Annotated in this window: 23 protein-coding genes; 12 read left to right on the top strand and 11 right to left on the bottom strand. The window is 46.2% G+C overall.

The annotated features are described in order from the left end of the window. Positions 1 to 3: 3 nt before the first annotated feature. The 4 genes from NAF29_RS10340 to NAF29_RS10325 are packed head-to-tail and all read right to left on the bottom strand — an operon-like array spanning position 4 to position 4,521. Positions 4 to 711, bottom strand: a complete 708-nt coding sequence (locus NAF29_RS10340) for an exonuclease domain-containing protein (protein WP_251261489.1) — start codon at positions 709 to 711, stop codon at positions 4 to 6. Continuing rightward, a complete protein-coding gene (locus tag NAF29_RS10335) occupies positions 711 to 2,516 on the bottom strand; it encodes a DUF294 nucleotidyltransferase-like domain-containing protein (RefSeq protein ID WP_251261488.1) in 1,806 nt (601 codons plus the stop codon). The genes NAF29_RS10340 and NAF29_RS10335 overlap by 1 nt, the downstream gene beginning before the upstream one ends. 29 nt (positions 2,517 to 2,545) lie before the next feature. Beyond that, positions 2,546 to 4,252 carry a sodium:solute symporter family protein gene (locus tag NAF29_RS10330; RefSeq protein ID WP_251261487.1) on the bottom strand — a complete coding sequence of 569 codons (1,707 nt, stop codon included), beginning with the start codon at positions 4,250 to 4,252 and terminating at the stop codon, positions 2,546 to 2,548. A 2-nt stretch (positions 4,253 to 4,254) separates the two neighbouring features. Further along, positions 4,255 to 4,521: a DUF4212 domain-containing protein gene (locus NAF29_RS10325; RefSeq protein WP_251261486.1), complete on the bottom strand. Its 267-nt coding sequence runs from the start codon at positions 4,519 to 4,521 to the stop codon at positions 4,255 to 4,257. Between the two features lie 274 nt (positions 4,522 to 4,795). Between NAF29_RS10325 and acs the strand changes: the two genes are divergently transcribed. After that, on the top strand, positions 4,796 to 6,688 hold the full coding sequence (gene acs / locus NAF29_RS10320; protein ID WP_251261485.1) for an acetate--CoA ligase: 1,893 nt from the start codon (positions 4,796 to 4,798) through the stop codon (positions 6,686 to 6,688). A gap of 255 nt (positions 6,689 to 6,943) precedes the next feature. Beyond that, entirely contained in the window at positions 6,944 to 7,774 is an 831-nt protein-coding gene (locus NAF29_RS10315; protein WP_251261484.1) for a DUF3943 domain-containing protein, read from the top strand. Positions 7,775 to 7,792: 18 nt separating this feature from the next. Here NAF29_RS10315 and NAF29_RS10310 read toward each other — a convergent pair whose 3' ends face one another. From NAF29_RS10310 to NAF29_RS10295, 4 genes are all read right to left on the bottom strand, one after another. Next, positions 7,793 to 8,521, bottom strand: a complete 729-nt coding sequence (locus NAF29_RS10310; protein ID WP_251261483.1) for an esterase family protein — start codon at positions 8,519 to 8,521, stop codon at positions 7,793 to 7,795. A gap of 21 nt (positions 8,522 to 8,542) precedes the next feature. Then, a complete protein-coding gene (locus NAF29_RS10305; RefSeq protein ID WP_251261482.1) occupies positions 8,543 to 9,484 on the bottom strand; it encodes an acetylxylan esterase in 942 nt (313 codons plus the stop codon). Positions 9,485 to 9,616: 132 nt separating this feature from the next. After that, positions 9,617 to 9,985 (bottom strand): VOC family protein, encoded by a 369-nt coding sequence (locus tag NAF29_RS10300; RefSeq protein ID WP_251261481.1) that lies wholly within the window; start codon positions 9,983 to 9,985, stop codon positions 9,617 to 9,619. 87 nt (positions 9,986 to 10,072) lie between these two features. Next, positions 10,073 to 10,894: a lipase family protein gene (locus tag NAF29_RS10295; RefSeq protein ID WP_251261480.1), complete on the bottom strand. Its 822-nt coding sequence runs from the start codon at positions 10,892 to 10,894 to the stop codon at positions 10,073 to 10,075. Between the two features lie 124 nt (positions 10,895 to 11,018). Here NAF29_RS10295 and NAF29_RS10290 point away from each other — a divergent pair, with 124 nt between their 5' ends. The 6 genes from NAF29_RS10290 to NAF29_RS10265 all read left to right on the top strand — a co-directional run bounded on the left by NAF29_RS10290 (position 11,019) and on the right by NAF29_RS10265 (position 15,950). Then, positions 11,019 to 11,399: a YbaN family protein gene (locus tag NAF29_RS10290; RefSeq protein ID WP_251261479.1), complete on the top strand. Its 381-nt coding sequence runs from the start codon at positions 11,019 to 11,021 to the stop codon at positions 11,397 to 11,399. 149 nt (positions 11,400 to 11,548) lie between these two features. Then, positions 11,549 to 12,094, top strand: coding sequence for a cytochrome b (locus NAF29_RS10285; protein ID WP_251261478.1), 546 nt, complete (start codon positions 11,549 to 11,551; stop codon positions 12,092 to 12,094). A 66-nt stretch (positions 12,095 to 12,160) separates the two neighbouring features. Beyond that, positions 12,161 to 12,736 carry a YceI family protein gene (locus NAF29_RS10280; protein WP_251261477.1) on the top strand — a complete coding sequence of 192 codons (576 nt, stop codon included), beginning with the start codon at positions 12,161 to 12,163 and terminating at the stop codon, positions 12,734 to 12,736. 242 nt (positions 12,737 to 12,978) lie between these two features. After that, a complete protein-coding gene (locus NAF29_RS10275) occupies positions 12,979 to 14,727 on the top strand; it encodes a vWA domain-containing protein (RefSeq protein ID WP_251261476.1) in 1,749 nt (582 codons plus the stop codon). Further along, positions 14,711 to 15,262 carry a sigma-70 family RNA polymerase sigma factor gene (locus NAF29_RS10270; RefSeq protein ID WP_251261475.1) on the top strand — a complete coding sequence of 184 codons (552 nt, stop codon included), beginning with the start codon at positions 14,711 to 14,713 and terminating at the stop codon, positions 15,260 to 15,262. Before NAF29_RS10275 ends, NAF29_RS10270 begins: the two co-directional genes overlap by 17 nt. Next, complete coding sequence (locus tag NAF29_RS10265) at positions 15,255 to 15,950, top strand: hypothetical protein (RefSeq protein WP_251261474.1); 696 nt, start codon at positions 15,255 to 15,257, stop codon at positions 15,948 to 15,950. Before NAF29_RS10270 ends, NAF29_RS10265 begins: the two co-directional genes overlap by 8 nt. A gap of 53 nt (positions 15,951 to 16,003) precedes the next feature. On the opposite strand, the gene NAF29_RS10260 is transcribed toward NAF29_RS10265, so the two are convergent. Further along, entirely contained in the window at positions 16,004 to 17,767 is a 1,764-nt protein-coding gene (locus NAF29_RS10260) for a hypothetical protein (protein WP_251261473.1), read from the bottom strand. 144 nt (positions 17,768 to 17,911) lie between these two features. Here NAF29_RS10260 and NAF29_RS10255 point away from each other — a divergent pair, with 144 nt between their 5' ends. Beyond that, complete coding sequence (locus NAF29_RS10255; RefSeq protein ID WP_251261472.1) at positions 17,912 to 18,544, top strand: hypothetical protein; 633 nt, start codon at positions 17,912 to 17,914, stop codon at positions 18,542 to 18,544. Then, positions 18,541 to 20,490: an alpha/beta hydrolase family protein gene (locus NAF29_RS10250; RefSeq protein WP_251261471.1), complete on the top strand. Its 1,950-nt coding sequence runs from the start codon at positions 18,541 to 18,543 to the stop codon at positions 20,488 to 20,490. The genes NAF29_RS10255 and NAF29_RS10250 overlap by 4 nt, the downstream gene beginning before the upstream one ends. A 20-nt stretch (positions 20,491 to 20,510) precedes the next feature. On the opposite strand, the gene NAF29_RS10245 is transcribed toward NAF29_RS10250, so the two are convergent. After that, positions 20,511 to 20,840, bottom strand: a complete 330-nt coding sequence (locus NAF29_RS10245) for a DMT family transporter (protein ID WP_251261470.1) — start codon at positions 20,838 to 20,840, stop codon at positions 20,511 to 20,513. Positions 20,841 to 21,045: 205 nt separating this feature from the next. Here NAF29_RS10245 and NAF29_RS10240 point away from each other — a divergent pair, with 205 nt between their 5' ends. Further along, positions 21,046 to 21,339, top strand: coding sequence for an ArsR/SmtB family transcription factor (locus NAF29_RS10240; RefSeq protein WP_251261469.1), 294 nt, complete (start codon positions 21,046 to 21,048; stop codon positions 21,337 to 21,339). 51 nt (positions 21,340 to 21,390) lie between these two features. Here NAF29_RS10240 and acuI read toward each other — a convergent pair whose 3' ends face one another. After that, entirely contained in the window at positions 21,391 to 22,368 is a 978-nt protein-coding gene (gene acuI / locus NAF29_RS10235; protein WP_251261468.1) for an acrylyl-CoA reductase (NADPH), read from the bottom strand. 198 nt (positions 22,369 to 22,566) lie between these two features. Here acuI and NAF29_RS10230 point away from each other — a divergent pair, with 198 nt between their 5' ends. After that, positions 22,567 to 23,154 carry a thymidine kinase gene (locus NAF29_RS10230; RefSeq protein WP_251261467.1) on the top strand — a complete coding sequence of 196 codons (588 nt, stop codon included), beginning with the start codon at positions 22,567 to 22,569 and terminating at the stop codon, positions 23,152 to 23,154. The last annotated feature ends 172 nt before the right edge of the window (positions 23,155 to 23,326 follow it).

Below are 23,326 nucleotides of genomic sequence, written 5' to 3'. Positions count from 1 at the left end.
AGGTCAAGTCAGACGGGTGATATCGCTGAGCCGCGTGTCATTCGTTTTTGATGCTTGTTGGGCCAACAGGAGTTCGGCGCAACCAATGGCATCAGCTAGGGCTTGGTGGCCAGAAACAGGCGGTAAATTATAGTTCTCTCGGCAATGATGTAATCGTAGCCGATGCAATGGAATGGCTGGATTGGTGCGTTGTTGTGTTTGGCGCTCAATAAATTGGGTATCAATCACCAGCAGCGGAAGCGGTGTGCCATAGCATCGTATAAATGCGCGTTTGAGAAATGCGATATCTAACGGAGCGTGATGGCAAACGAGTACTTTGCCAGTCATTTCAACAATCAATTCATTCATCGCTTGTTCGAGCGTTTTTGCGGCCTTTAAATCATGATCGGTGAGGTGATGGATCACTGCACTATCACCCACGGAACCGTCTATTTTGACAATTTGTTGATGCGCCGATTGGAGGTTAATCGCCAATTGCGTGATTGATACATACCCCAACGATACAATGGCATGTGTTGCAGGGTTCAATCCTGTGAGCTCTAGATCTAAGGCCAGAAGGTCTGCATTTCCAATGGTTCTTGTGTTCAAAAGTTGCGTGATGCGTTGTATGCCCGCCACATAATCATTGATCTGCGTGCTGTTCAACAGATGAGGTTCAATGGCCGCAATCATGCGACTGAGCCGCCATTGACGCCAGAGCTGCTCTATCATTAGGGGCGACCACCTGCAAACTTTAAAATGAGCGCTTTTTGTGCTTGATTAATCATGCCGAAACATTCTTTTAATTGGTGCCGCTGCAATTCACTCAATTGAGAGGGTTTAACTGTGGTTGTCGCACCCAACTCTAGTTTTAATGATAGTAAGAACTGCCAGCATTCGATGAGGTTTTTGTAATCGACCTTGCTTAACAGTTGTTGCTGATATGCGGCTTCTGCACGACTTCTAAAGTCGGCTTTGGCCGAAGCGCTGGCTAATCCGTATACTCGCATGATGTCGATCAAAGGGGCATAAGCCCGCTGTTTTAAACAGATGCCTTTGGAGCCACTGCCTATGCGTTCGGCAAAGAAACGGCCAAAAGTTCCAAACGGCGTGGCCGCATGATTTGCATTGCGAGCCAGTAGCGATAAAAACAACTGATTATTGCGACAGCCGACTTGCAGTTGTTGCTGTAATTGTTGGGCGAGCCCATAGGGATCGTAAACAGCGCGATAATCGAAAAATATACTGGCATTGAGGGTGGCCTCAGGGTCGCCATTGCGTTGCCAGCGCTCGAATTGGTCGAGCCACTGTAAACGCGATAATTGGTATTTGGGGTTATTGCCCATAATTTGACCTGGACACTGCACAAAGCCGCATCGATGCAAACTTTGGCACACGCCATCTGCAAGCTGGGTAAAGTAACTGCGCTGCTCGGGCGTGATGGGTTCGGCCAATAATAAGCCGTTGTCTTGATCACTTGCTATGCTCATATCTCGGCGCGCCTGTGAGCCAAAACTAAGCCAAGCATACGATTGCGGAGGAGCCCCTAACTTTGCTTCTGCAAGCGTTAAAAGCCTTCTGCATGCCGCGTCTGCAACCATTGAAATAAACTGGCTGACCTTATCACCGCGCAGACCCTGCTGAGTCATGGATTCAACTACAGAGGCAAGCTTTTGACAGGTTTGCTCCACAGCTTTGGGGCTATTCTGACGAGATATTTCACTCACCAAATGAATAGGATTGCTGTGAACCAAAGCGAGCAGATCGGTGCTTGTGATCATGCCAATCACAACCTCATCCTGCGTCACCGGAAGGTGATGTATTTGGCGCTCGGACATTTCCATCAGGGCATCGAGTGCAAGCGCATGTTTGTCGATGGTATGCACTGGGGTGGTCATCACTTGAGAAACCGGCTGCTCGGGGTCGATACCTTCTGCCAACACTCGGCTTCGCAAATCGCGGTCGGTGAGTACGCCAAAAAGTCGACCGTCTTTGACAATCGCTAGCGCCGACACGCGCTCTAAGGTCATGCGTTTGGCCGCCAATTGAATACTGGCCTCTGGCTTAATAGCGATTAAGTCGCGCTGAATGAGCTGATCAATGTTTGATTGCAGTGTGGGTAAGTTTGACTGTTGCGGTGGCAGCGACAAATAGCGGTTGTGTGCATTGGAAATAAAGTGATGCAACGGCGGATGTTCGTTGGCTAGCTGGTGCAACAAATCTTCAGCCAATGAATATACCAAAGCATCTTGCAAAACTCTGATATGAAGCGTTTGCTCACCGTTAAACACTTGACCGAAGCTGCCCCCAGTATCAACGGTTTCTTGCCGCTCGTTTTGGACGTTATAAAGTTCGACAAAACCTGAACGAAGCCAGTGAATTTCAGGTTGTTCAAGCAGATCAGTGGGCTGAGATTGGCCAACATATCGTATTTTTATGTGAGGACAGAGTGAAAGCTGCACCGCTTTGGGTAACTCCGAAAACGGTGCTGTCACTTGAAGGTACGCCAAAATATCGGGGTACTGAGCTGGATCCAAAACTAAAACGTCCTTTTTAATCGTTTAGGTTAGTGGTCTTGTGCTTCGCCCGCGCCTTTTGGAAAGCGAATTGATTCCACCATGTCTTGTACGTCTTGCGGCACAGGCTGGGTGAATTTACTGACGCTGAGCGACACAGCAAAATTCAATAACATGCCCAACGTGCCAATCCCTTCAGGTGAAATACTAAACCACCAGTTTTCAGGAATATTTGCCGCAGGATTAATGAACTTAAAGTAAATGATGTAAATCGAAGTGAACGTGATTCCGGACAACATCCCTGCAATTGCTCCTTCTTTATTCATGGTCTTCGAGAAAATCCCAAGAATAATTGCCGGAAAGAAGGAGCTTGCGGCGAGACCAAACGCAAAAGCCACCACTTGAGCCACAAATCCGGGCGGGTTAATACCGAAATATCCGGCAACAAGAATTGCCGCCGCTGCTGCAATTCGAGCCGCTCTTAGCTCCTGCTTATCTGAAATATTAGGCATAAAATTGCGCTTCAACAAATCATGCGAGATGGCGGTGGAAATCACCAATAGCAATCCCGCAGCCGTTGATAGCGCAGCTGCGACACCTCCGGCAGCGACCAGAGCAATTACCCAGTTGGGAAGCTCGGCAATTTCTGGATTCGCCAGAACGATGATATCGCGGTCGATGTGCATTTCATTGCGTTCATCACCGGAATAAAACATGCGTCCATCATGGTTTTTGTCGTCCCAAGCGATGAGACCTGTCTCTTCCCAATTTTTTATCCAAGTGGGAGCTTTTTCGTATTGGGTGCCTTGCATGTTGTTGCCATTGATGGTGTCGATCATGTTGACGCGAGCAAACGCTGCAAGGGCCGGAGCTGTGGTGTATAGAATTGCGATAAATGCGAGAGCCCAACCTGCTGAAATACGCGCATCTCGCACTTTAGGAACGGTAAAAAAGCGCACAATAACATGAGGTAATCCTGCGGTTCCAACCATCAGCGCTGCGGTAATAAAGAACACATCAATGGTGGATTTAGATCCGTCTGTATAGGCCGAGAAACCCAACTCCGTGGAAAGACCATCAAGCTTGTCCATCAAATGAATACCGGGTTCAGACACGAGCTCGCTGCCCAGCCCTACCTGCGGTAACACGGCGCCTGTCATCATGATTGAAATGAAAATTGCGGGCACTAAATAGGCAAAAATAAGCACGCAGAATTGAGCCACTTGCGTGTAGGTAATGCCTTTCATTCCGCCCAGAACAGCGTAGAAAAACACCACGGCCATGCCGATCACCACGCCCCATTCAATATCCACTTCCAAGAATCGGCTAAACACAACTCCTACCCCACGCATTTGGCCGGCAACATAAGTGAATGAAACAAAGATGGCGCAGAATACTGCAACCGTGCGAGCCGCTTGTGAGTAGTAACGATCCCCTACAAAGTCGGGCACCGTAAATTTGCCAAATTTGCGCAAGTAGGGCGCTAAGCATAGTGCCAGCAATACGTATCCACCGGTCCAGCCCATGAGATACACACCGCCATCGTAGCCCATAAAAGAGATTAACCCTGCCATGGAGATGAACGATGCGGCACTCATCCAGTCGGCCGCAGTGGCCATGCCGTTTGCAACTGGATGAACACCACCGCCTGCCACATAAAACTCTTTGGTTGACCCAGCTCTCGCCCAAATTGCGATACCGATGTAAAGTGCAAATGAAAGTCCGACGAGTAGAAAAGTGAGCGTTCTTACGTCCATGATTATTCCTCCCTCACGCCAAATTTTCGGTCAAGCCGGTTCATCAACCAGACATACACAAAAATAAGTGCAACAAAGATATAAATAGAGCCTTGCTGTGCAAACCAGAAACCAAGCTTAATACCGCTTAGGTGAAATTCATTGAGTGGTTCTGCAAGCAGTATTCCTAAACCGAACGAGGCCGTGAACCAAACCAATAACAACGCCAGCATAATGCGGAGATTCGCTCTCCAATATGCTTGCGCCGCCTTTTTGTTTTCAAATGCCATGGTTTCTCTCCGTGTTTTTGTTGGGTAACCATTGTGTGTGGTGTGCTTTGAAAACTAGAAATTCAAACACGTTTTGGATAGGCGACTTTAGTCTATGAAAAATCATTTTGAGACCAAGCTCTTACTCAACGTCACATTTTCTGGCTGGTTAGACCAAAGTCCTATGGTAGTGCGTCACAATGGCGTCTAGTTTTTGCCCCAACGCAATGAATAGTCCGATTTAAACGGACAAGCGACAAATCCCAATACTTATAAAAACGACTGGAGAGCACGAATGGTCGACAAGCAAGATGAAATCTTCCATCCAAGTGAAGATGTAATAGCCAATGCTAATGTTCCTGAGTATGAAAAGTTGTATCAATACTCGGTTGAGAATCGTGAAGAATTTTGGGCCGATCAAGCCGATAACTTGAGCTGGTATAAAAAGTGGGACCAAGTATTAGATGACAGCAACAAACCATTTTACAAATGGTTCAGCGGCGCTGAGTTTAATATTGTTCACAACGCAATTGATCGCCACTTAGACAGCGCTACACGGAACAAGCTCGCCATTATCTGGGAAAGTGAAGCGGGTCAGGTGCGTTCATTTTCTTACCATGCTTTAAACCGCGAAGTGAGCAAGTTTGCCAATACGCTTAAAAGTATGGGTGTGAAGCGCGGTGAGATTGTTACGATTTACATGCCGCAGGTACCTGAGCTGGTGTTTGCTATGTTGGCTTGTGCCAAAATTGGCGCCATTCATAGTGTGGTTTACGGCGGCTTTTCCTATGAAGCATTGGCCGCTCGAATTGAAGACGCCCATAGCCGTGTATTGGTAACCGCTGACGGTGGTTTCCGTCGAGGTAAGCCGATTGATTTAAAATCCATTGCTAATGAGGCCATGAAGCGTAGCCCTACGATTGAAGTGTGTATTACAGTGCGCAACAACGGCTTAGATGTAGAAATGGAGTCGGAACGAGATTTTTGGTACCACGATTTACAAGCCCTTCCGATTGCGAGCAATAAGTGCGACACCGAAGTATTAGACGCAGAAGATCCGCTCTTTATTCTCTATACATCGGGCACTACGGGTAAGCCTAAAGGTATGCTCCATACGCATGCTGGGTACGGCGTTTACACCTCCACAACGCATCGCATGTTGTTTGATGTGAAAGATCAAGACCGCTGGTGGTGTGCTGCCGATCCGGGTTGGATCACAGGCCACAGTTATTTGGTTTACGCACCACTGATCAACGGCGCAACGATTGTGATGTACGAGGGAGCACCAAACTACCCGTATCCAAACCGTTTATGGCAAATGGTGGAAAAATATGGGGTGAATATTTTCTATACCTCACCGACCGCGATTCGCGGGTTGATGCGCTTTGGTGATCGTTGGCCGAAGCGCCATGATTTATCCAGCTTGCGAGTATTGGGGTCAGTCGGTGAGCCGATTAATCCAGAAGCTTGGAAATGGTATTACGAAGTGATCGGCGACAATAAATGCCCGATTATTGATACTTGGTGGCAAACTGAAACGGGTGGGGTGATGATCGCTCCTCTGCCTATCACACCGCTGAAACCTGGTTCGTGCACTAAACCATTCTTTGGGAACGAAGTGGCAGTCGTGGACGATGAAGGCAATGACGTGCCTGTAAATGAAGAAGGCAAGCTCGTTATTAAGAACCCTTGGCCCGGCATGGCGAGAACTATTTATGGCGACGATGAGCGCTACGCCAGCTTGTACTGGGGTGACTACGGCGATAAAAACTACTACAAAGCAGGTGATTCAGCCAAAATCGATGAAGACGGTTATGTATGGGTGATCGGCCGTATGGATGAAGTGCTGAAAGTGTCCGGCTACCGTTTAGGCACCGCTGAAATTGAAAGTGCGTTGGTGAGCCACTCTGCGGTTTCAGAAGCCGCTGCCATTGGTCTTCCGCATGAAGTGAAAGGGAATGCCATTCACACGTACGCGATTCTTCGCGACGGATTAGTGGGCGACAAAGCTTTGGAACAAGAGCTAAAAGAACATGTTGGCAAAGAATTGGGCAAAATTGCACAGCCTGAGGACGTGACCTTTGTTGATACCTTGCCTAAAACTCGAAGCGGCAAAATTATGCGCCGTGTATTGAAAGCTCGCGCATTGGGCCAAGACGAAGGTGATTTGAGCACGCTCGAAGAGTAACTTAAGAATACCTAATGAGTGTGCCGAGATAGGCACGCTCATTAGGGCCTACTCATCTCGTCCAACTAATCCCCCTTAAACGCCAAATATTGACTGGGTGATCCCACCTCCAGTCCTCCTGTTAAATATTAATGTGCGGCATAATGCTTTCTCAACAAGCCACATCAAGGTGAGGGGCTGTGGCTGATGTTTTGGTTTAAAAATTCGTTAAGTTTCGGTTAAACTGGCGGTTCAAATCACTAGTTTTGGCGTGCCATGAAATTTTTGACCTTCCTTTCAATCTGTCTACTCAGTTTGAATGTTTCTGCATTAACCCCTGATTCCAAAGGTTGTCCTGCACATTCTGTGATGTGTTCTGGTTCAGCTTCTTCAATGTCTGGGCTTTATTTAGAAGGTGCAAATCAAACCATGCCACCGCAAAAATTCGATGGTATGGAAACCAACGAAGAGCGACGCTGGTCGCAAACCAAATTGATATTTGGATTGGGGTTCGGTGTTGCTGGTGTGCTTTGGGCAATGCCGGAAAGTGTCACCAACTGGGAAAAAGACGGCGACAACACGTTGGTGAAACGCTGGTGGGATAACGTCTCACATGGGCCTGTTTGGGACGAAGATGATTGGTATATTAACTACATCGGTCATCCTTACTTTGGTGGCGTGTACTATCAGGTCTCACGTAAATCTGGTTACTCACCAATGGAATCAACTTATTACGCATTTCTGATGTCGACCTTTTACTGGGAATATGGCTTAGAAGCGTTTGCTGAAATACCGTCAATTCAAGATTTGATTGTCACGCCTTTGGGTGGTGCATTGTATGGTGAGTGGGCTTATCAAACCGAAAAAGAGATTATTGCCAATGGGGGGGTTGCGTTAGGTTCAGAAACGTGGGGCAGTGTGTCTTTGTTTTTACTTGATCCGGTGGATTCGATTGGCGAGTCTATCAATCGTTTAATGAAAGACGACATTATTCATACCGGATACATGCAATTCCATCAGGACAGCCGCTTTGGTGATGCTTCTATGCCACCTGTTGAAGATGACCAGTTCTTCGGTGTTCAACTTACATTTGTGATGCAAATCTAATTGAAACCACTCCACTGGCTAGATAAATACTGGGGCCATCCGGCGCCAGTAATATCCGCGATGAGCTCTATCTTCCCAATACTTTAAGTCGTGCGGTACGTTTTTTTGCCAAAGAATTTGGCTGAGCCTTTCGTTGTTGGCTCGAAACGGATCTTGTTCCCCAATTACAAAGGTCATATCGGTTTCTCTGAGTGATCGCAACCGGTTTTCACATTCTAAGTTGGGTAAAAAGTGCAAGGGCGTGTTGAAGTAAATATTGTCGTCGTAAAAGCCTCCAAACAAGTCTGCAAACCATTCCACGCCTTCAGTTAAGTCGTAACGTCCAGAAAATGCAATGAGCCTTTGAAACAAGTGCGGATGCTTAAACACCATGTTTGCCGCATGATAAGCGCCAAGGCTACACCCGTGAGAAATTGTCTTTGCTCCGGGGTTAAGGCAGTCCATTAATGGAAACACTTCGTTAAGAATATATTCTTCATATGCAAGATGGCGGCCAATACGATGGGATGGGTGAGCCCAGTTGGCGTACAATGATTCGCAATCAATACTATCAACACAAAACACTTGCAAGCGACCGGCTTCTATCTTTGGTTGAAGCGCTTCGATCATGCGCATGTTTTCGTATTCGTAAAAGCGAGCATTACGTGTAGGAAACACCAACATACGGTCGCCACTGTGACCAAACACAAGAAGTTCCATCTCACGATGTAAACGGTTGCTCCACCATTTATGATATTCGCGCTTCATGTGATTCCGTGTGCTCAAATGCTATAGGTGTTTGAAAAATTGCATTAACTGTGCCAAAAGTTGCTGGTGTTCCTGCTCTTGCTCCGGATATTCAGCATGCCCGTGGCTTAACCAGTATAGTTGCTTACTTGAAACTGTTGCATTATAAATAGCAAACTGACCCGGAGGTGCCACAATTGGGTCGCTTTTTGCACAAGCGAAGTGCATTGGAACACGGATATATTTCGCTGCGATTGCAGCATCATGAAATGCCAGTGTCTTATTTGTGACTTCAGGATGACGCTTATGAAAACGTTGCACACTAAAGCCACTGCCTTTGGTTGGAAGCTGCAATCGAACCTGATAATTGCCGAACGTAGGCACGTTCACATGGCCACTCTGAATTCGCTGTTCAACGGCTAAAGCCAAGGCAGCAAGGCCTCCTGAAAAACTAATTCCCATTAAGCCTAAATGCCCACTCAATTCAGGAAACAACTTGAGCATTAAGCTAATCGATAGCCAGAAATCTTCCACACATCCGCCAATTACGTACCGTTGGTAGTCTTGAATGTTATGCAGCACATGCCAAAACGACTGGGATGAAATTTTGTCGTGACCGCTGCGGCCTAAACCTCTGAAACACAGAAATAGCATGGCGGCATCAGGGAATGGCAAGGTGGTATCCGGCCCGTCGCATCCGCCATAGCCGTGACCGACGATAAAGCCGCGCTTGATCTCGCGACCGTCAGGAACCAGTAGCCAACCTTTAATGGTGATGTCATTGGTCGAGATAAAACTGAATTCATGAATCTGAAAGCCATCTCGCACTTCACCTGTATTCCGAACTTTTTCATGGAGTGGTTTTCCCAAAACAGCTTCGTATCGGCGTTGCCAAAACTCCAAAAATCCATCGGGCTCCTGTGGGGCGGGCACACACAGTAATTGCTCTTTGGAATAGCCGTAGCTCGGGTCAAAGTCTTTCATGAAAGCAAACAGATTCCATTTAAGTTATGGGCCAATGGGTATAAGGGACGTTTCTAGTGAGTGTAATGTTATATGTATTTTGTTGATAGTTTGATATGGGTATTGCTTAAATTTTTATGCAAATCAGCAAAGTTATTCGCCATAAAAAATGGCTTCAAGCCGAATTCCTGCTGGATCGTGGAAAAATATCTGGGTTTGTTTGGGCGTTTCTCGGCGCTTCTCAATGTATTCCACGTTGTGGTCTTGCAAGCGTTTGATCAGCGCATCAACATTAGTCATTTTAAATGCGACATGATCAAGACAATTTAATTGTTCGGCAACACTGTGGCGGTCGCTCTCGAACATATGAACTAACGCTAAATCACCTGAATAAAGCCAATACCCTGGGAGTGATAAATTCGGACGTAGGCCGACGTTCAATTGCAGTATTTCACAATAGAAATCTTTGGTGACCTTGAGCAGCGCTGCAGGAGCGCTGATATTAATGTGGTCGAGTTCCATACGAATGCTCCCTAGTGATTGGCATTATGTGTGTTCAGATGTTTGCGTTGAATTGATTAAAGCAACGACTTGAGTGATTTCTGAGTCTTAAGACGTCACAAATTCCCACCGTTTTAGTGCGTGAATGTAATGGTCGATATGGTGGTCTGTTACGGCATCAATACCCGACTCATGAATGGCTTCTAAAGCGCCTTCTACCCAATCTAAAAACTTTAACCAGTTGCTAGGATCTCGATGCAACTTTAGGTCTTGATCGATGTAAAGATAGCTTCCTGCGTGGCTGTAGCCCATAGAGCGGGTGGGGACGCGCGTGACGATGTCGTTATTGTTGTGGAAACGAAAGCTTCTTGAGCGGCATTCGTCATTGAAAATTCGGGCGGTTGAGCGTGTCATTGTGCGGGGCTGGCCAAAGGTATAAAGGTTATTGAATGGTCGGTCGGCATGCACGAACTTGGCCGCGGCAGCCATTGCCATTGCGCCCCCTAAACTGTGACCCGTGAAATAAATAGGCCGTTTGGCTGCGTGGAACAGGGTATTGTAGCGCTCTAACATGGGTTGCCATACATCTTCTAACGATTGCCAGAAACCACGATGAAACTTGCCAAACAATTGCGGAATGGCAAACGCATTGAGATTATCGAGCCAGTCTAAAGTTTCATTTGTGCCTCTAAACACCATGGCAATGTAATCTCGATGTTCTACCACAATCGCCTGAGCTGAATTCTTATTCCATCCTTTGACGGAAATAAATAAAGGATCTTCGGCTTGGAGTTTGGTGAGAATTTCAACCTCATCTGGCATTTGATTGTGAGGTGCCACTTTGAGGTATGACAGGGCGCTCAGGCGAGCCATCCAATATGCATTGCCTTGGTTCAGAGTGGTAATCTGTGGGGAAACTGAGAGGCTCACACGCTATCCTTATCGTATTAATACCTGTTTACAATTGATTTTAGCTCATTTTCGAGCGCCAATGGTAGGGTGAGTTGCGACGTTAACAATTGACGGTTTTGCGGCAAAATGCTGAGATATGGCAATGACGATAAAACAGTATTTAATGCATGCGTTGGCATTAATATGTATTGGCCTTGGTATTTTAGGGGCTTTTTTACCGCTGTTGCCAACCACACCTTTTATTCTTGCAGCCGCTACTTTAAGTGCGAAGGCCTCTCCGCGCTTGCATCATTGGCTGATGCACCATCCCGTCTTTGGGCAGTCGTTACGTGACTACCAGCAGCACCGTGCGGTTAGCCCTAAAACCTTTAATAGGGCTATGCTGGTGTTGTGGCCAACCATTGCGCTGAGCGCATATTGGGTGCCGTTGTGGTGGGTTGCCGCTTTACTCATGGGTATTGCGTCTTGTGTTAGCGTTTTCCTTTGGCGAGCGCGTCAGCGTTACGCTCGGATTGGCGTATAGTTTCCTCATTCGATTAGAGCTAGGCATGCATAAGCCACTTTAAAGCGGCCATTCATCTGATTTTTAGATGAGTTAATGCAAATTATTGCGCTTTTTATTTAGCTATTTAGTTTTATGCTTGAATCATCAATGACGAGAATGAAAATCAGATGAACTTGAAACGCACACCCGAAACCTACAACGCCATGGCCGTGACGCTGCATTGGTTGTCTGCCATGGTCGTGTTTGGTCTATTTGGCTTGGGGCTGTATATGGTTGAATTAGGCTATTACGACCCTTGGTATCGACAAGGGCCAGATTTGCACAAGGGCATTGGTGTGTTGTTGTTCATTGCGACGATCGTTCGGCTGATATGGCGGGTGATTTCCCATACACCACCACCGTTAAGTCGTCACAGCGAAGCGGTGCGAAAAGCGAGCTATTTGGGGCACCTTGCTTTATATGCTTTGATGCTATCAATCATGTTGTCGGGCTACCTCATTAGTACCGCGGATGGGCGCTCGATTGACGTGTTTGGTTGGTTTGAGGTGCCAGCCTCGGTGACTTCAATTCCAAATCAAGCTGATGTAGCAGGGCAAATACATTTGTATTTAGCGTGGAGCCTTATTGCACTCGTTGTTGTGCACGTACTGGCTGCGTTAAAGCATCACTTTATAGAAAAAGATGGCACTTTGAAGCGAATGTGGTTCCGTTGATAGTGCCGCTTAGAAACTCTTTTACTTAAACCAATAAAGACTCATATAACTTGTAAGGATATAAAGATGAAACGAATCTTAACTGGAATGGTCATGGCTGCTAGCCTGGTAACAAGCTTGACTGCCAATGCTGCCGAATACGTGATTGATAAAAAAGGCGCGCATGCGTTTATTCAATTCAAGATTCAGCATCTTGGTTATAGCTGGCTGTACGGCCGGTTCAATGATTTTGACGGTGAATTTACCTATGACTCAGCAAAACCTAACGACTCCAAGATCAAAGTGAATATTGATGTGACTTCGCTGGATTCAAATCATGCAGAACGTGATAAACATCTTCGCGGCACTGATTTCCTCGATACCGGCAAGTACCCATCGGCTACATTTGTGAGCACTAAATTTAATGACAAAGGCGATGGTAAAGCCACGCTCACAGGCGACCTTACGTTGCACGGAGTGACGCGTTCAATTGATATTGATGTGAGTAAAATAGGTGAAGGAAAAGATCCGTGGGGTGGTTACCGTGCAGGCTTTACCGGCACAACAACGTTAAAATTAACCGACTTTGGCATCCCTGATGTGCTAGGTCCAGCGTCTGGTTCGGTAGAAATGATATTAGACGTTGAAGGCATCCGTAAGTAACTCAACATTGTGTGAAGAACTCCAAGTGGGGCAATGATGTTTTGGAACGGTTTTAAGAGCCACCTTCGGGTGGCTTTGTTGTATCTGGACACAGAGGATGGCTCGAATTCAAAAGTTACACCTTTAAGTGCCTAATAATTAATAGGTAATTTGTGTCTAAAAATTTTTATAAAAAATAATGCCTCGTTTTTGTCCGTGTCACGATTACTTCTATGTCATCTTTCTAACACGGAATATTTATCATGAAAAAGACCGCCTTATGTTTAGCCGTATTGGTTACCGTAACTGCATGCTCACAGAATCAGGCCGCCCATAACAACGCTGGCGAATCCGCCTCGCAGCCGCGCAAAGCGAGGCATGCGGATATGACTCGAGCTGCAGAGCAACAAACTCTGGTGATGAGTGCACAAGCTTCTCAAAAATTGGCGGCTATCAGCTATATGGCTCCACCGCCATCTCCTCAGCAAGCGGTGAGCACTGAAAATTATCAAGATCTAGAGAGTCATGATGTGATTTTGGTGTCGGAGCAGCCGGTATCAACTTTTAGCTCAGATGTAGATACTGCAAGTTACGCCAACATACGACGCTTTATCAATAATGGCGCTGTGCCGCCCAAAGATGCGGTTCGAATTGAAGAAATGGTGAATTACTTTCACTATGACTACGCGAATCCATCATCGGAACAGCATCCAATTGCAGTGGATACCTTGTTGACCACTTCGCCTTGGAATCAACAAAACCAGATCATTCGAATAGGTGTCAGTACTTATCAACAAGATACCGCGCAAAGACCGGACGCAAACCTAGTCTTCTTGATTGATGTGTCGGGATCCATGCAATCAAAAGATAAGTTGCCGTTACTGCAACAGTCGCTGATGTTGATGCTCGACCAACTCAGAGGTACCGACCGCGTGTCGATAGTGACTTATGCCAGTGGCACTCAAATTGCCCTAAAAAGTACCCCTGTGAGTCAAAAAGCGGATATTCAACGGGCGATTTCAAATTTGCGAGCTGGCGGTTCGACCCATGGAGAAGCTGGCATTGAGCTGGCGTATCAGCAAGCAGCACACGGTTTCATCGATGATGGCATTAACCATGTTTTACTCATGTCCGATGGTGATTTAAATGTTGGTATTCGCGATGTTGAGCAGCTCAAAGATCGAATTAAACTCAAGCGCCAAAGTGGTGTGCAATTCTCGACTTATGGGTTTGGCAGAGGGAATTACAATGATCATTTAATGGAGCAACTTGCAGATCATGGGAATGGTCTCGCGGGCTATATCGATACCTTACATGAAGCACAAAAACTGTTAGTGGATCAAATTGGCAGTAGCCTGCATACCGTGGCTCACGATGTGAAATTTCAAGTCGAGTTTAATCCTGCCTTGGTCTCTGAATATCGTTTAATTGGCTACGAAAACCGCCAACTGAATCGCGAAGATTTCAATAATGATCAGAAAGATGCCGGTGATATTGGCGCAGGTCACACGGTCACCGCTCTATATGAAATAACCCCTGTGGGGTCACAAGGTTTAGTGGACCCTTTGGTCTTTCAAGCCCATGATGCGACTCAATACAACAATCACCAAACATTGGCAGAGGTTCGAGTTCGGTATAAAAGCAGCCAAGGTCAGGCATCAAATAAGATCATCGCGCCAATCGACAAAGACCAATTTGTTGAATTTGATGCGGTATCACAGGACGACAGGTTTGCGTTGTCGGTCGCTGCATTTGGGCAAAAGCTTCGTGGAAGCGATTATTTAGCGCAACTCGGGTATGCTGAGATTATTGACTGGGCGAATCAAAGCAGAGGGCAAGACCCATTTGGTTATCGTGCAGAGTTTGTAAAGCTGGCTCGGTTAGGACAGGTCCTTGCTGAGCAGAAAAGCGCTGTGGCGAGGCAGCCCCATTCAGAGCCTCCGATAGCAAAGCAAGTTCGCCCAGCACGGATGAAATCAAAGGCAAAAAGTACCTATGAGCTTTCGCAATGATGATCAACTAATGATGGATTATGGCAAGCGTGGCGATACCGCCGCGTTTGACATTTTGTATCAACGTTATCGTAAGCCGCTGTTTGGCTTTATCCGGCAGCAGCTTGCTGAAGCCCCTGCAAATGAAGTGTTTCAGGAATGTTGGGAGGCGATTATTGCGCAAGCATCGGGGTATCATCCCAGCGGCAGTTTCCGGAGTTTTATTTATACCATTTGTCGGCGTCGAATTTCCGATTATTGGCGTAAACAAATTCCGCATGAGCAACACCATGATGATGACTCAGAAATTAATTCACAGTCTTCGGGTGCGCCCAATCCAGAACAAATTCAACTCCAGCAAGCGACGGAGTCAATTATCTTAATGTGTGTTGGCAAGTTACCGAAGAAACAGCAGGATGTGTTTCGTCTCAAGCAAGCGGGACTGGCAGTAGACGAAATTAGTCAGCAGCTACACGTTTCATTTGAAACCATTAAGAGTCGGATCCGTGCAAGTTATCAGCAGTTGCGGATCTGTTGGGAGCGGCATCATGACTGAACCAAAAACGCCGGTGACAGATGACCAAATTGATTCGGCCTACCAAGACGCATTGAATCAATTGGAACCCAACAAACTGGTAGAGCAACGGATTCGCAACACGGCGCATGAGCGTGTGAAAAAAACGTCTGATTGGGCGTCTTTTTCCATGTGGGCTCGGGCTGCGTCAGTTGTGGGGGTGGCTGTTTTGGGCTGGTGGCTTTGGCAACCGGGGCTGCTGGAACTTCAGCAATCGGAACATGCGCCTTTAGCTTCGACTCCGTTTGAAGATCAACCAGCAGCGCCGGAACAGCTGCGTTCAGAGGCTCGAATTGTTGAGACTGAGCGCGCAGAAATGCAGGCCGACGCGCTGGCTCGCCGAGAAGAAATCCATGCTGTGGCTCAGTCGAAAATGAAGTCTCTTGCTCGCCAACCGAATACGCAGGGCAGTGCTATTGCCGCTCAGAAAAGTACCCTCAAGCAGCAATATTGTTTGATGTCGGAATTGGGTAAGGTTGAAACACTTGATGCCAACCAAGCTCCGCAAGATTTTGTGCGCTCAGAGCTAGACTCAGCACCACTGCTAAGCTGGCAACGACGAACGTGGAAAGTGGTACAGCGCTCAGAACGTTGGTACTTGGTCAATGATGACAGTGAGACGCTTGAGTGGCGGGTGATTCCAAGCGCAACGATGTTGAAATGCAATTGATAGTTAAAAAGCGGCAGAAGCCGCTTTTTATGTGAATGGAACGCGTAGGCTGCTCAGAAATTTTCTTGTTGGCGGACGTGCTCCCAGCTTGCTCCTGCATCAAATGATTCGTAGAAATCTCCCGTAGAGCCGCTGCACGAAAGCAGCAAATGTGTTTTCACATACCCCACTAATTTATGACAGTATGGCTCAGGTAATGAGTGTGTCGATGGCATCCAAGATGCGCCGGCATCTTTGGTTTCAGCAAACTTTATTTTCTGAACACGTTCGCCTTTTTCTTTGTCATACTCTGGCACTCCAACAACGGCGTAACCGTCTGTCTCGTTCAGAAAGATAGGCGTACTGGCAAATGTAAATGAGCGTTTTACAGGTTTTTTCTTTGATGGAGATGATTTACTCGCAAGAGGGCATTGCTGCTCCAGCGTGTACTGGTTTTTATTGCACACGTAGAAGTGGTTGTTGATTTCAGTCTTCGTCTGCGTTTGACTATTGTATTTGTAAAGTTGGGAGTCACCGAGAGACCAGAAGCCCTCGCGCTCCATGGCCAATTCCCCTAAGCCAGCAGGTACCACAGCTGAAAATTCAGGTTCATCTTCAATTTCGTATACTACCCAAGATTCAGGATCGAATTGATAAATTTCACTTTTGATTGTATTTCCAAAAAAATCTGGATCGTGCATGGCGTATACGGTGATGAAATGCTTGTCATCAATGGTCAAAATTGACAGTTCATCAACCGTACGTTTCGATGTTCGTTTGCTTTTTTTAGCGGACTCTTTCAGAGGTTGGTAGTTTGCCCAGCCAGAATTAAAGTCAAAACTATTGCGTTGCTGCCACTCAAAATTGTCGGTTTGAGTGCTGCTAATAGTCAATCGGTTGTCTTTTAATGTCGCCATAAATAAGGTGTCATCGTCAGTGAATTTTAAGTGACGAACAATACTATCCTTGGGCTGTGAGCGGTCTTGCCAATCTTGCCCTTCAGGTTTCCAAAAAAGCGTACCTTCATGGCCTCCTACTGCCATATCTCCTCGGCTATTGACGGCAACTGAGATCAGATCTTGATTCGTATCCACCGCATCAATATCCCAATCGCCATTGGCATCTCGAATCACCAAAACGCCAAATTTAGCTAGAAAATAGATGGTTTCATCGGGTGCTTGATAAGTGTTAGCGAAGCTAATCGGGTTTTGAGCAACTGATGCGTATAAAGTTTCTCGGTCTTCTTCTTGCTCATCTTCAAGCCAGCCACGCACTTGAGATTGATCAAAGGAATAATAGGGAGCGTGACGAGTTAAGATCTCGCCGGGGTTATTGGCAGGAATATGGAATAATGTTTCAACGTACATATCGTCTTGAGGTTTCGGGTAATAAATAATGGTCCCGAGATCGACGACTTCTCCTGGCTTGACTTCAAACGTGCCCATTTGGGCATCAGTCGAAGCAAAATGGCTATACCAACGCTCGCCAAAAATATAAAAAGCTCTGACGCTGTTCAATGCATACCGTCCAGATTTTACCGGTGACATGAATACTGTGCCGGTGGTTGCTACGTTCTCGATAGCTTGTAATCGCTCCGGCTTGATCGTTTCGGATGCATTTAGATTCTCAGGAACGATAGTGACCTGATTGAACTCTAATTGTCGGTGTTTGGCATGCATAACACGAACAATTACCACGCCTTCATCTTGTTTCAATACAGTCGCAGGAGATAGGGTTTCGAGCAGGTTTACATCACTTGTCGTTGCGCAACCACTGAGGATGACGCAGGTCAAAATAAGAGTGCACAAATAACGCGGGGCAATGCTTATATTTAGCATGGTTGTTAATTCCTTTTAACGGTAATGATCGCTTTGGCATTATAAGCATATTGTCGTTTGTAACCTGATTTATTTAATAAAATTTGATATTTTTTGAAGTTGGCAAGGAAGCAAAGTTATTTGTGGGAATAAAAGGAATTTACATTGGAACTTTTCAAAATTTTTTTACGTTTTTTCGGGATTTTTGGGCTGCTGATGTGTTGGCCCTGTATTGGGTTGGCCAAAGAGCTGGCATCCATTGAACTGATCGCCCCAGAACAATCCTCTGTTTTAGCTGACAACTCTGGGTATGCAGTGTTTTCGATTGACGTTGCAGGAGCCGCTCCATCACTCGAACTGATTCGTTTGCGTACACCGAAAACTCTTATGACAGGAAATGAAAATCCTCCAGCAACTCTCGGCAAAACCATCGCACTGGATATGACAGATAGAGCAAAAGGGATTTATTTAGTGGCGCTTGCCGCGGGTGAATATCAAATTGTGACGGTCAAAGCTCCATTTTTTAATTTACCGTACTTCATCAATACTGAATATGCGCGAAATTGGCGTTTCAATGTGGCCCCTCAACGCATCAACTATGCAGGCTTTTTGAGTATTCAAAAAGAGCGTGGACGGGATTTTATCGACATTCAATATTTAAATCGTTTGGCAACAGATTTGTCGGCTATTGAGGATGAGCTTGAAGAACAACTTAAAGTCTATCCATTGCGTTCTGGAGCCGTGGTGAACGATGACTTTTATACTGAATTAGTGAGCACAGGAAACCCCGAATCATGAAACCATATATCCTGTTTTGGTTCGCAATGTTAGCGGTGTTCAGTGTTGACTCGGCACACATGAAAGCCAGTGATTTCTTTGCGGAACCCGACATGGTCATGGCTCAAATGAGCCCGAACGGTAAATTGATTGCAGCCATTCGCAATTACAATGGCGCACATAAATTGGTGATGATTGATAGTCATTCGGGGGCGCAACATGACTTATTAGATGTGGCGGAACTGACTGATAATGAAGCGTCGCTACAGGGTTTTTCGTGGCTTGATGATCAGCACGTTGCGGTGCAATTTGTGGTGCTGAAAAAAGGCGTTCAAAACCTATTGAACACGAAAGTGGCGCGTTACATGTTGGTGGTGAAGGTTCCTGCGAAAGCCTCCCAGGAAATAATTGTGTATCGGGTTAAGACTGCGGGGCAGTTAGTGGCACCACAGGCCCATCAAACCGATCAGTTTTTATATGGTAAAAGCGGCCACGTTTCCAAAGTTTATAAAATCCAGCCGAGTCAGCTTAATGTCTTGGGCAAAAAAACATCGAAGTTAACTAAACGAGATGGTGGACAGTTTAAACGTGCCAACGAAGTAGCTTCGGTCAAAGGTTTTGCAACCCGTTGGTTTAGCAACACTGAGGGGTATCCGTCAGCGGTTCTGCATTTTACTGAAAGAGATGTCATCGCATTGAGCACGATTGATGATGAAGGAACTGCCACGGAGCTTACGCAGTGGAAACTGAACGAATTTGATGAAGACACTCCTCGAATTTTACCTGTGGCTAATGCAGATTCCCCTACTCGATTCTATTGCCTTGATTTTTCCGAACATAGCAAACGCTCTGTTTATCGGGTTGATTTTGAAAGCGGAGAGCAAGAACTGCTTCATCAAATTGATTCATTTGAAATTCTAGATTTATTGGTCAACCCTGATGATCAGAAACTGTTTGGAATTTTGGTATTGGAAAACGGGATGCCAAGAGTGGAATACCTCAACGCAACAAAGAATGGAAAACGCAGTGCGTTAGGCCAGATAGATTCAGTGATATCCAAAGGAGCCAATGAATTAACACTCAAATACCAATCGTCCCATGAGCAACCCGGACGTTTTTATGTGGTGAATAAAACGGGCAACAATACACGTCAGATCGGTAGCTGGTTTCCACACCTAGATAAAAAATTGAAAGCCAAGGTCATTGAATCTGAGTTGTTGGTAGAAGGCCTCAATATTCCATATCTTCTTACTTTACCCACTAAAAACAAGACGTCTGCGCTGGTCGTGCTGCCTCATGGCGGGCCTATTGGAGTGTTTGATAGGGCAACATTCGATCCCATTACGCAGTTTCTGAGTGCTCAAGGCTATGCCGTGTTACGGGTGAATTTTAGAGGCTCAAGCGGATACTCCGATGAACTCCAAGACGCTGGCACTTTGCAGTGGGGTAAATTGATGCTGACCGATATTGAGCAAGTCACGCGAAAGGTGATTGAGCGCGAGGACATCTTGAGCAGTCAAGTTTGTGTGATGGGTATGAGTTATGGCGGATATGCTGCAATGATGTTGGCACTTGAATATCCAACATTATTCAATTGCGCGGTAAGTATTGCAGGTGTCAGCGATATTAATTTGCACATTAACCAAACTGGTCGCACTCAACAGCAAAATGACTGGCTTAAAACGCATGTAGGCGACAGCCACAAAGATTTTTACGACTTGAAACAGCGATCGCCTGTTTACCTTGCTGACAAGTTGCAAGTGCCGTTGCTGATCGTTCATGGCGATGAAGACAGTACGGTAGATGTTGAACATGCTTGGCGAATGCGCTTGATGTTGGAGAAGCACAATCGTCCCTTTGAATGGCATATTGAAGAAGGGGCGGATCATCAACTTGAGGAGATTGATCAGCAGATCGCAGTGTTTGAGAAAACGCGCTTATTTCTTGATAAAAACATGATGAAATAGAGGCGCAATAGGCGTCATGGCTAGGGTAACAGTACTTTAGATTTTGCAGTGATTAAGACGGTACCGATGACGATCATTGCAATACCTGAAGTGGCATAAATGTCGAGTTTTTGATGCCAAAGAAGGGCGGATAGGCCACAAATCAGTGCAACGCCTACACCGGACCAAATGGTGTAGGCAAGCCCCACGCTCATGTCTTTAAGTACGAACCCCAGCAACACACCTGACAGGGAAAAGAAAGCCACTGAAGCGCTTCCAAGCCAAATATTCTGCCAACCATTTGAGGCTTTAAGCATTACAGTGGCGATGACTTCAATTAGTATGGCACTAGCAAGTAGGGCATAACTCATAAATATCCTTATCAACGGTTATGTGGTTCACTTGAACATCAGCAAGCGTTGCGTTGCTCATTGCAAGTATGTAGCTGTTAGCTTAGTCGCTCTTTTTAAAAACGGTATTGCGCGCTATTACCGCAGCAGAGGCTTGGTTTCAGAAGCTGGCAGAATGCTGTACTCTCAGTTGGCAATTCTCCATTCACCTGCATGAGTCGAATCGATGGCGACCAATACCTATTCTGCGGCAAAGACATTTAAAGAATTAGGGCACCCTGTTCGGCTAGATATCGTCACGTACCTGTGTAAATCAGAGCGAGCAGATGTGTCGGTGGGTGAGCTACAACAGCGCTTAGAAATTCCACACTCTACGCTATCGCACCATATTTCAGGGTTGGTGACAGCAGGGTTGCTGGTTCAAAACAAACAGGGGCGTTTGCTTTGTTGCGAGGTTCAGCGCGAAAGTTTGCACAAGCTGGCCCACTTTTTACTTCAATTAAGCGGCGAACAAGTATAAATACGGGGGCGTCTACCGGTTGATAGCGCCCCATTTGAATGGATGCTCTATTTAAAGCTTAATGAGCGTTCTGCCGGTGACTTTGCCTTTGATGATGGCGTCTGCAAGTTCAGGTACATCCTTTAAGCCCACAGTTGTACTCGCCTGCTCAAAATATGAACCAGGTAATAATTCAGACAGTCTTTGCCAAGCTTGCACTCTTTTTTCGTAAGGGCACATCACAGAGTCGACGCCTAACAATGCAACATTTCGAAGAATAAAAGGCATGACCGTAGAAGGAAGGTCAAACCCTCCTGCTAACCCACAGGCCGCCACTGCGCCATTGTAATGGGTTTGAGCAATCACCTTAGCAAGAAGGTTACTGCCTACAGTATCGACGGCACCCGCCCAAAATTGTTTTTCCAGTGGCTTCGCTTTGTCTTCAAATTCGCTTCTTAGGACAATGCGTTTGGCGCCCAATGATTTTAGATAATCTTCGTTAGACGGTCGTCCGGTTACGGCAGCAACCTCGTAGCCTAGCGCAGCTAAAAGAACGATTGCAGTGGAGCCAACGCCACCACTTGCACCGGTGACCAATATTTCTCCGTTGTCGGGAGTAATACCATAATTCTCAAGTGCTTGAACACATAGCATTGCCGTTAATCCTGCGGTGCCAATAGTCATGGCTTTTTCAGGTGACAATGTAGCTGGCAGCGGCACCAGCCAATCGGCTTTTAAACTGGCTTTTTGAGCCATTCCACCCCAGTGACCTTCACCTACACCCCAGCCTGTCAAAATAACGTTATCACCGACTTGATAGCGCGAGTCTTTTGATTCACTTACTTCACCACACAGATCAATACCTGGAATCATTGGAAATTGGCGAACGATCCTGCCTGCGCCAGTGATGGCGAGTCCGTCTTTGTAATTTAGAGAAGAGTAACCAACGTTTACTACAACGTCTTCTGCTGGAAGGTTAGATTCATCAAGTTCTTGAATAGAAACAACTTGATTGTCATCCTTTTGCTCAATAACAAGGGCGTTAAACATGCCATATTCTCATTTGTCGAAGGTGGTGTTAATTCTAGCTGACTTTGTGGAGGCTGCGCATCGGAGCCCTTTGAGATGTGTCAAATTTACACGTACTAATTCGAAATGATTGGCCCAAGGGTTTGTAAATATCAGCAGGAACAAAGATGATACTGTCCGCTCATGGGGCAAATTCACTAAACAAAGGTTGCATCTCACGTGGCTCAATTATATTTCTACTATTCAACAATGAACGCAGGGAAGTCGACATCATTGCTCCAGTCGGCATATAACTATCGCGAACGTGGCATGAGAGCCGAGATCTTTACCGCTGAATTGGATGATCGATTTGGCGTGGGAAAGGTTGCTTCTCGCATAGGTCTCACGTCTGATGCGCACTTGTTCAATGCCGCGACCAATTTGTGGGATCACTGCGTTGAATTGTTGAGTCAGGGGCCAATTCACTGTTTATTTGTAGACGAAGCGCAGTTTTTGACCAAGTTGCAAGTACAGCAGCTAATGCAAGTTGTGGATGAGCTCGATGTACCGGTCTTGGCATATGGGCTGAGAACTGATTTTAGAGGTGAAACTTTTGAAGGTAGCCACCATTTATTAGCTTGGGCAGATAAGTTAACTGAGCTTAAAACAGTGTGTAGTTGTGGCCGCAAAGCTAACTTTGTGGTGCGACGGGACGAAGCAGGGCAAGTGGTTCGCTCTGGCGAGCAAGTTCAGGTGGGCGGCAATGATAAGTATGAATCCATGTGCCGAAAACACTTTCGAGAATTGGTTTGGGTAAACGAATCGTAGGAGTACGATTTTTAGGCATGCTAAAGCGGGACGCGGCTTTTTTTTGGGGCCCGCGTTTTACTGAATTTGCAATGCCTTTACCACAAGTTTTGATAATAATTATTAACTTAATGTGTTTAAGGGTGTCTTTGATCACACTTTACCGTTATACTGCGCCGCTGAAACCGATATC

The sequence above is a fragment of the Echinimonas agarilytica genome (genome assembly GCF_023703465.1).
Classification (GTDB): domain Bacteria; phylum Pseudomonadota; class Gammaproteobacteria; order Enterobacterales; family Neiellaceae; genus Echinimonas; species Echinimonas agarilytica.
This window is presented reverse-complemented; position numbering and strand designations above follow the sequence as displayed.

Coding starts and splice junctions, on each gene's coding strand:
- NAF29_RS10265 (WP_251261474.1), top strand. CDS start 15,255: ATGACTGAACCAAAAACGCCGGTGACAGATGACCAAATTGATTCGGCC.
- acs (WP_251261485.1), top strand. CDS start 4,796: ATGGTCGACAAGCAAGATGAAATCTTCCATCCAAGTGAAGATGTAATA.
- NAF29_RS10325 (WP_251261486.1), bottom strand. CDS start 4,521: ATGGCATTTGAAAACAAAAAGGCGGCGCAAGCATATTGGAGAGCGAAT.
- NAF29_RS10300 (WP_251261481.1), bottom strand. CDS start 9,985: ATGGAACTCGACCACATTAATATCAGCGCTCCTGCAGCGCTGCTCAAG.
- NAF29_RS10270 (WP_251261475.1), top strand. CDS start 14,711: ATGAGCTTTCGCAATGATGATCAACTAATGATGGATTATGGCAAGCGT.
- acuI (WP_251261468.1), bottom strand. CDS start 22,368: ATGTTTAACGCCCTTGTTATTGAGCAAAAGGATGACAATCAAGTTGTT.
- NAF29_RS10290 (WP_251261479.1), top strand. CDS start 11,019: ATGACGATAAAACAGTATTTAATGCATGCGTTGGCATTAATATGTATT.
- NAF29_RS10260 (WP_251261473.1), bottom strand. CDS start 17,767: ATGCTAAATATAAGCATTGCCCCGCGTTATTTGTGCACTCTTATTTTG.
- NAF29_RS10330 (WP_251261487.1), bottom strand. CDS start 4,252: ATGGACGTAAGAACGCTCACTTTTCTACTCGTCGGACTTTCATTTGCA.
- NAF29_RS10305 (WP_251261482.1), bottom strand. CDS start 9,484: ATGAAAGACTTTGACCCGAGCTACGGCTATTCCAAAGAGCAATTACTG.
- NAF29_RS10280 (WP_251261477.1), top strand. CDS start 12,161: ATGAAACGAATCTTAACTGGAATGGTCATGGCTGCTAGCCTGGTAACA.
- NAF29_RS10240 (WP_251261469.1), top strand. CDS start 21,046: ATGGCGACCAATACCTATTCTGCGGCAAAGACATTTAAAGAATTAGGG.
- NAF29_RS10310 (WP_251261483.1), bottom strand. CDS start 8,521: ATGAAGCGCGAATATCATAAATGGTGGAGCAACCGTTTACATCGTGAG.
- NAF29_RS10275 (WP_251261476.1), top strand. CDS start 12,979: ATGAAAAAGACCGCCTTATGTTTAGCCGTATTGGTTACCGTAACTGCA.
- NAF29_RS10315 (WP_251261484.1), top strand. CDS start 6,944: ATGAAATTTTTGACCTTCCTTTCAATCTGTCTACTCAGTTTGAATGTT.
- NAF29_RS10250 (WP_251261471.1), top strand. CDS start 18,541: ATGAAACCATATATCCTGTTTTGGTTCGCAATGTTAGCGGTGTTCAGT.
- NAF29_RS10285 (WP_251261478.1), top strand. CDS start 11,549: ATGAACTTGAAACGCACACCCGAAACCTACAACGCCATGGCCGTGACG.
- NAF29_RS10340 (WP_251261489.1), bottom strand. CDS start 711: ATGATAGAGCAGCTCTGGCGTCAATGGCGGCTCAGTCGCATGATTGCG.
- NAF29_RS10245 (WP_251261470.1), bottom strand. CDS start 20,840: ATGAGTTATGCCCTACTTGCTAGTGCCATACTAATTGAAGTCATCGCC.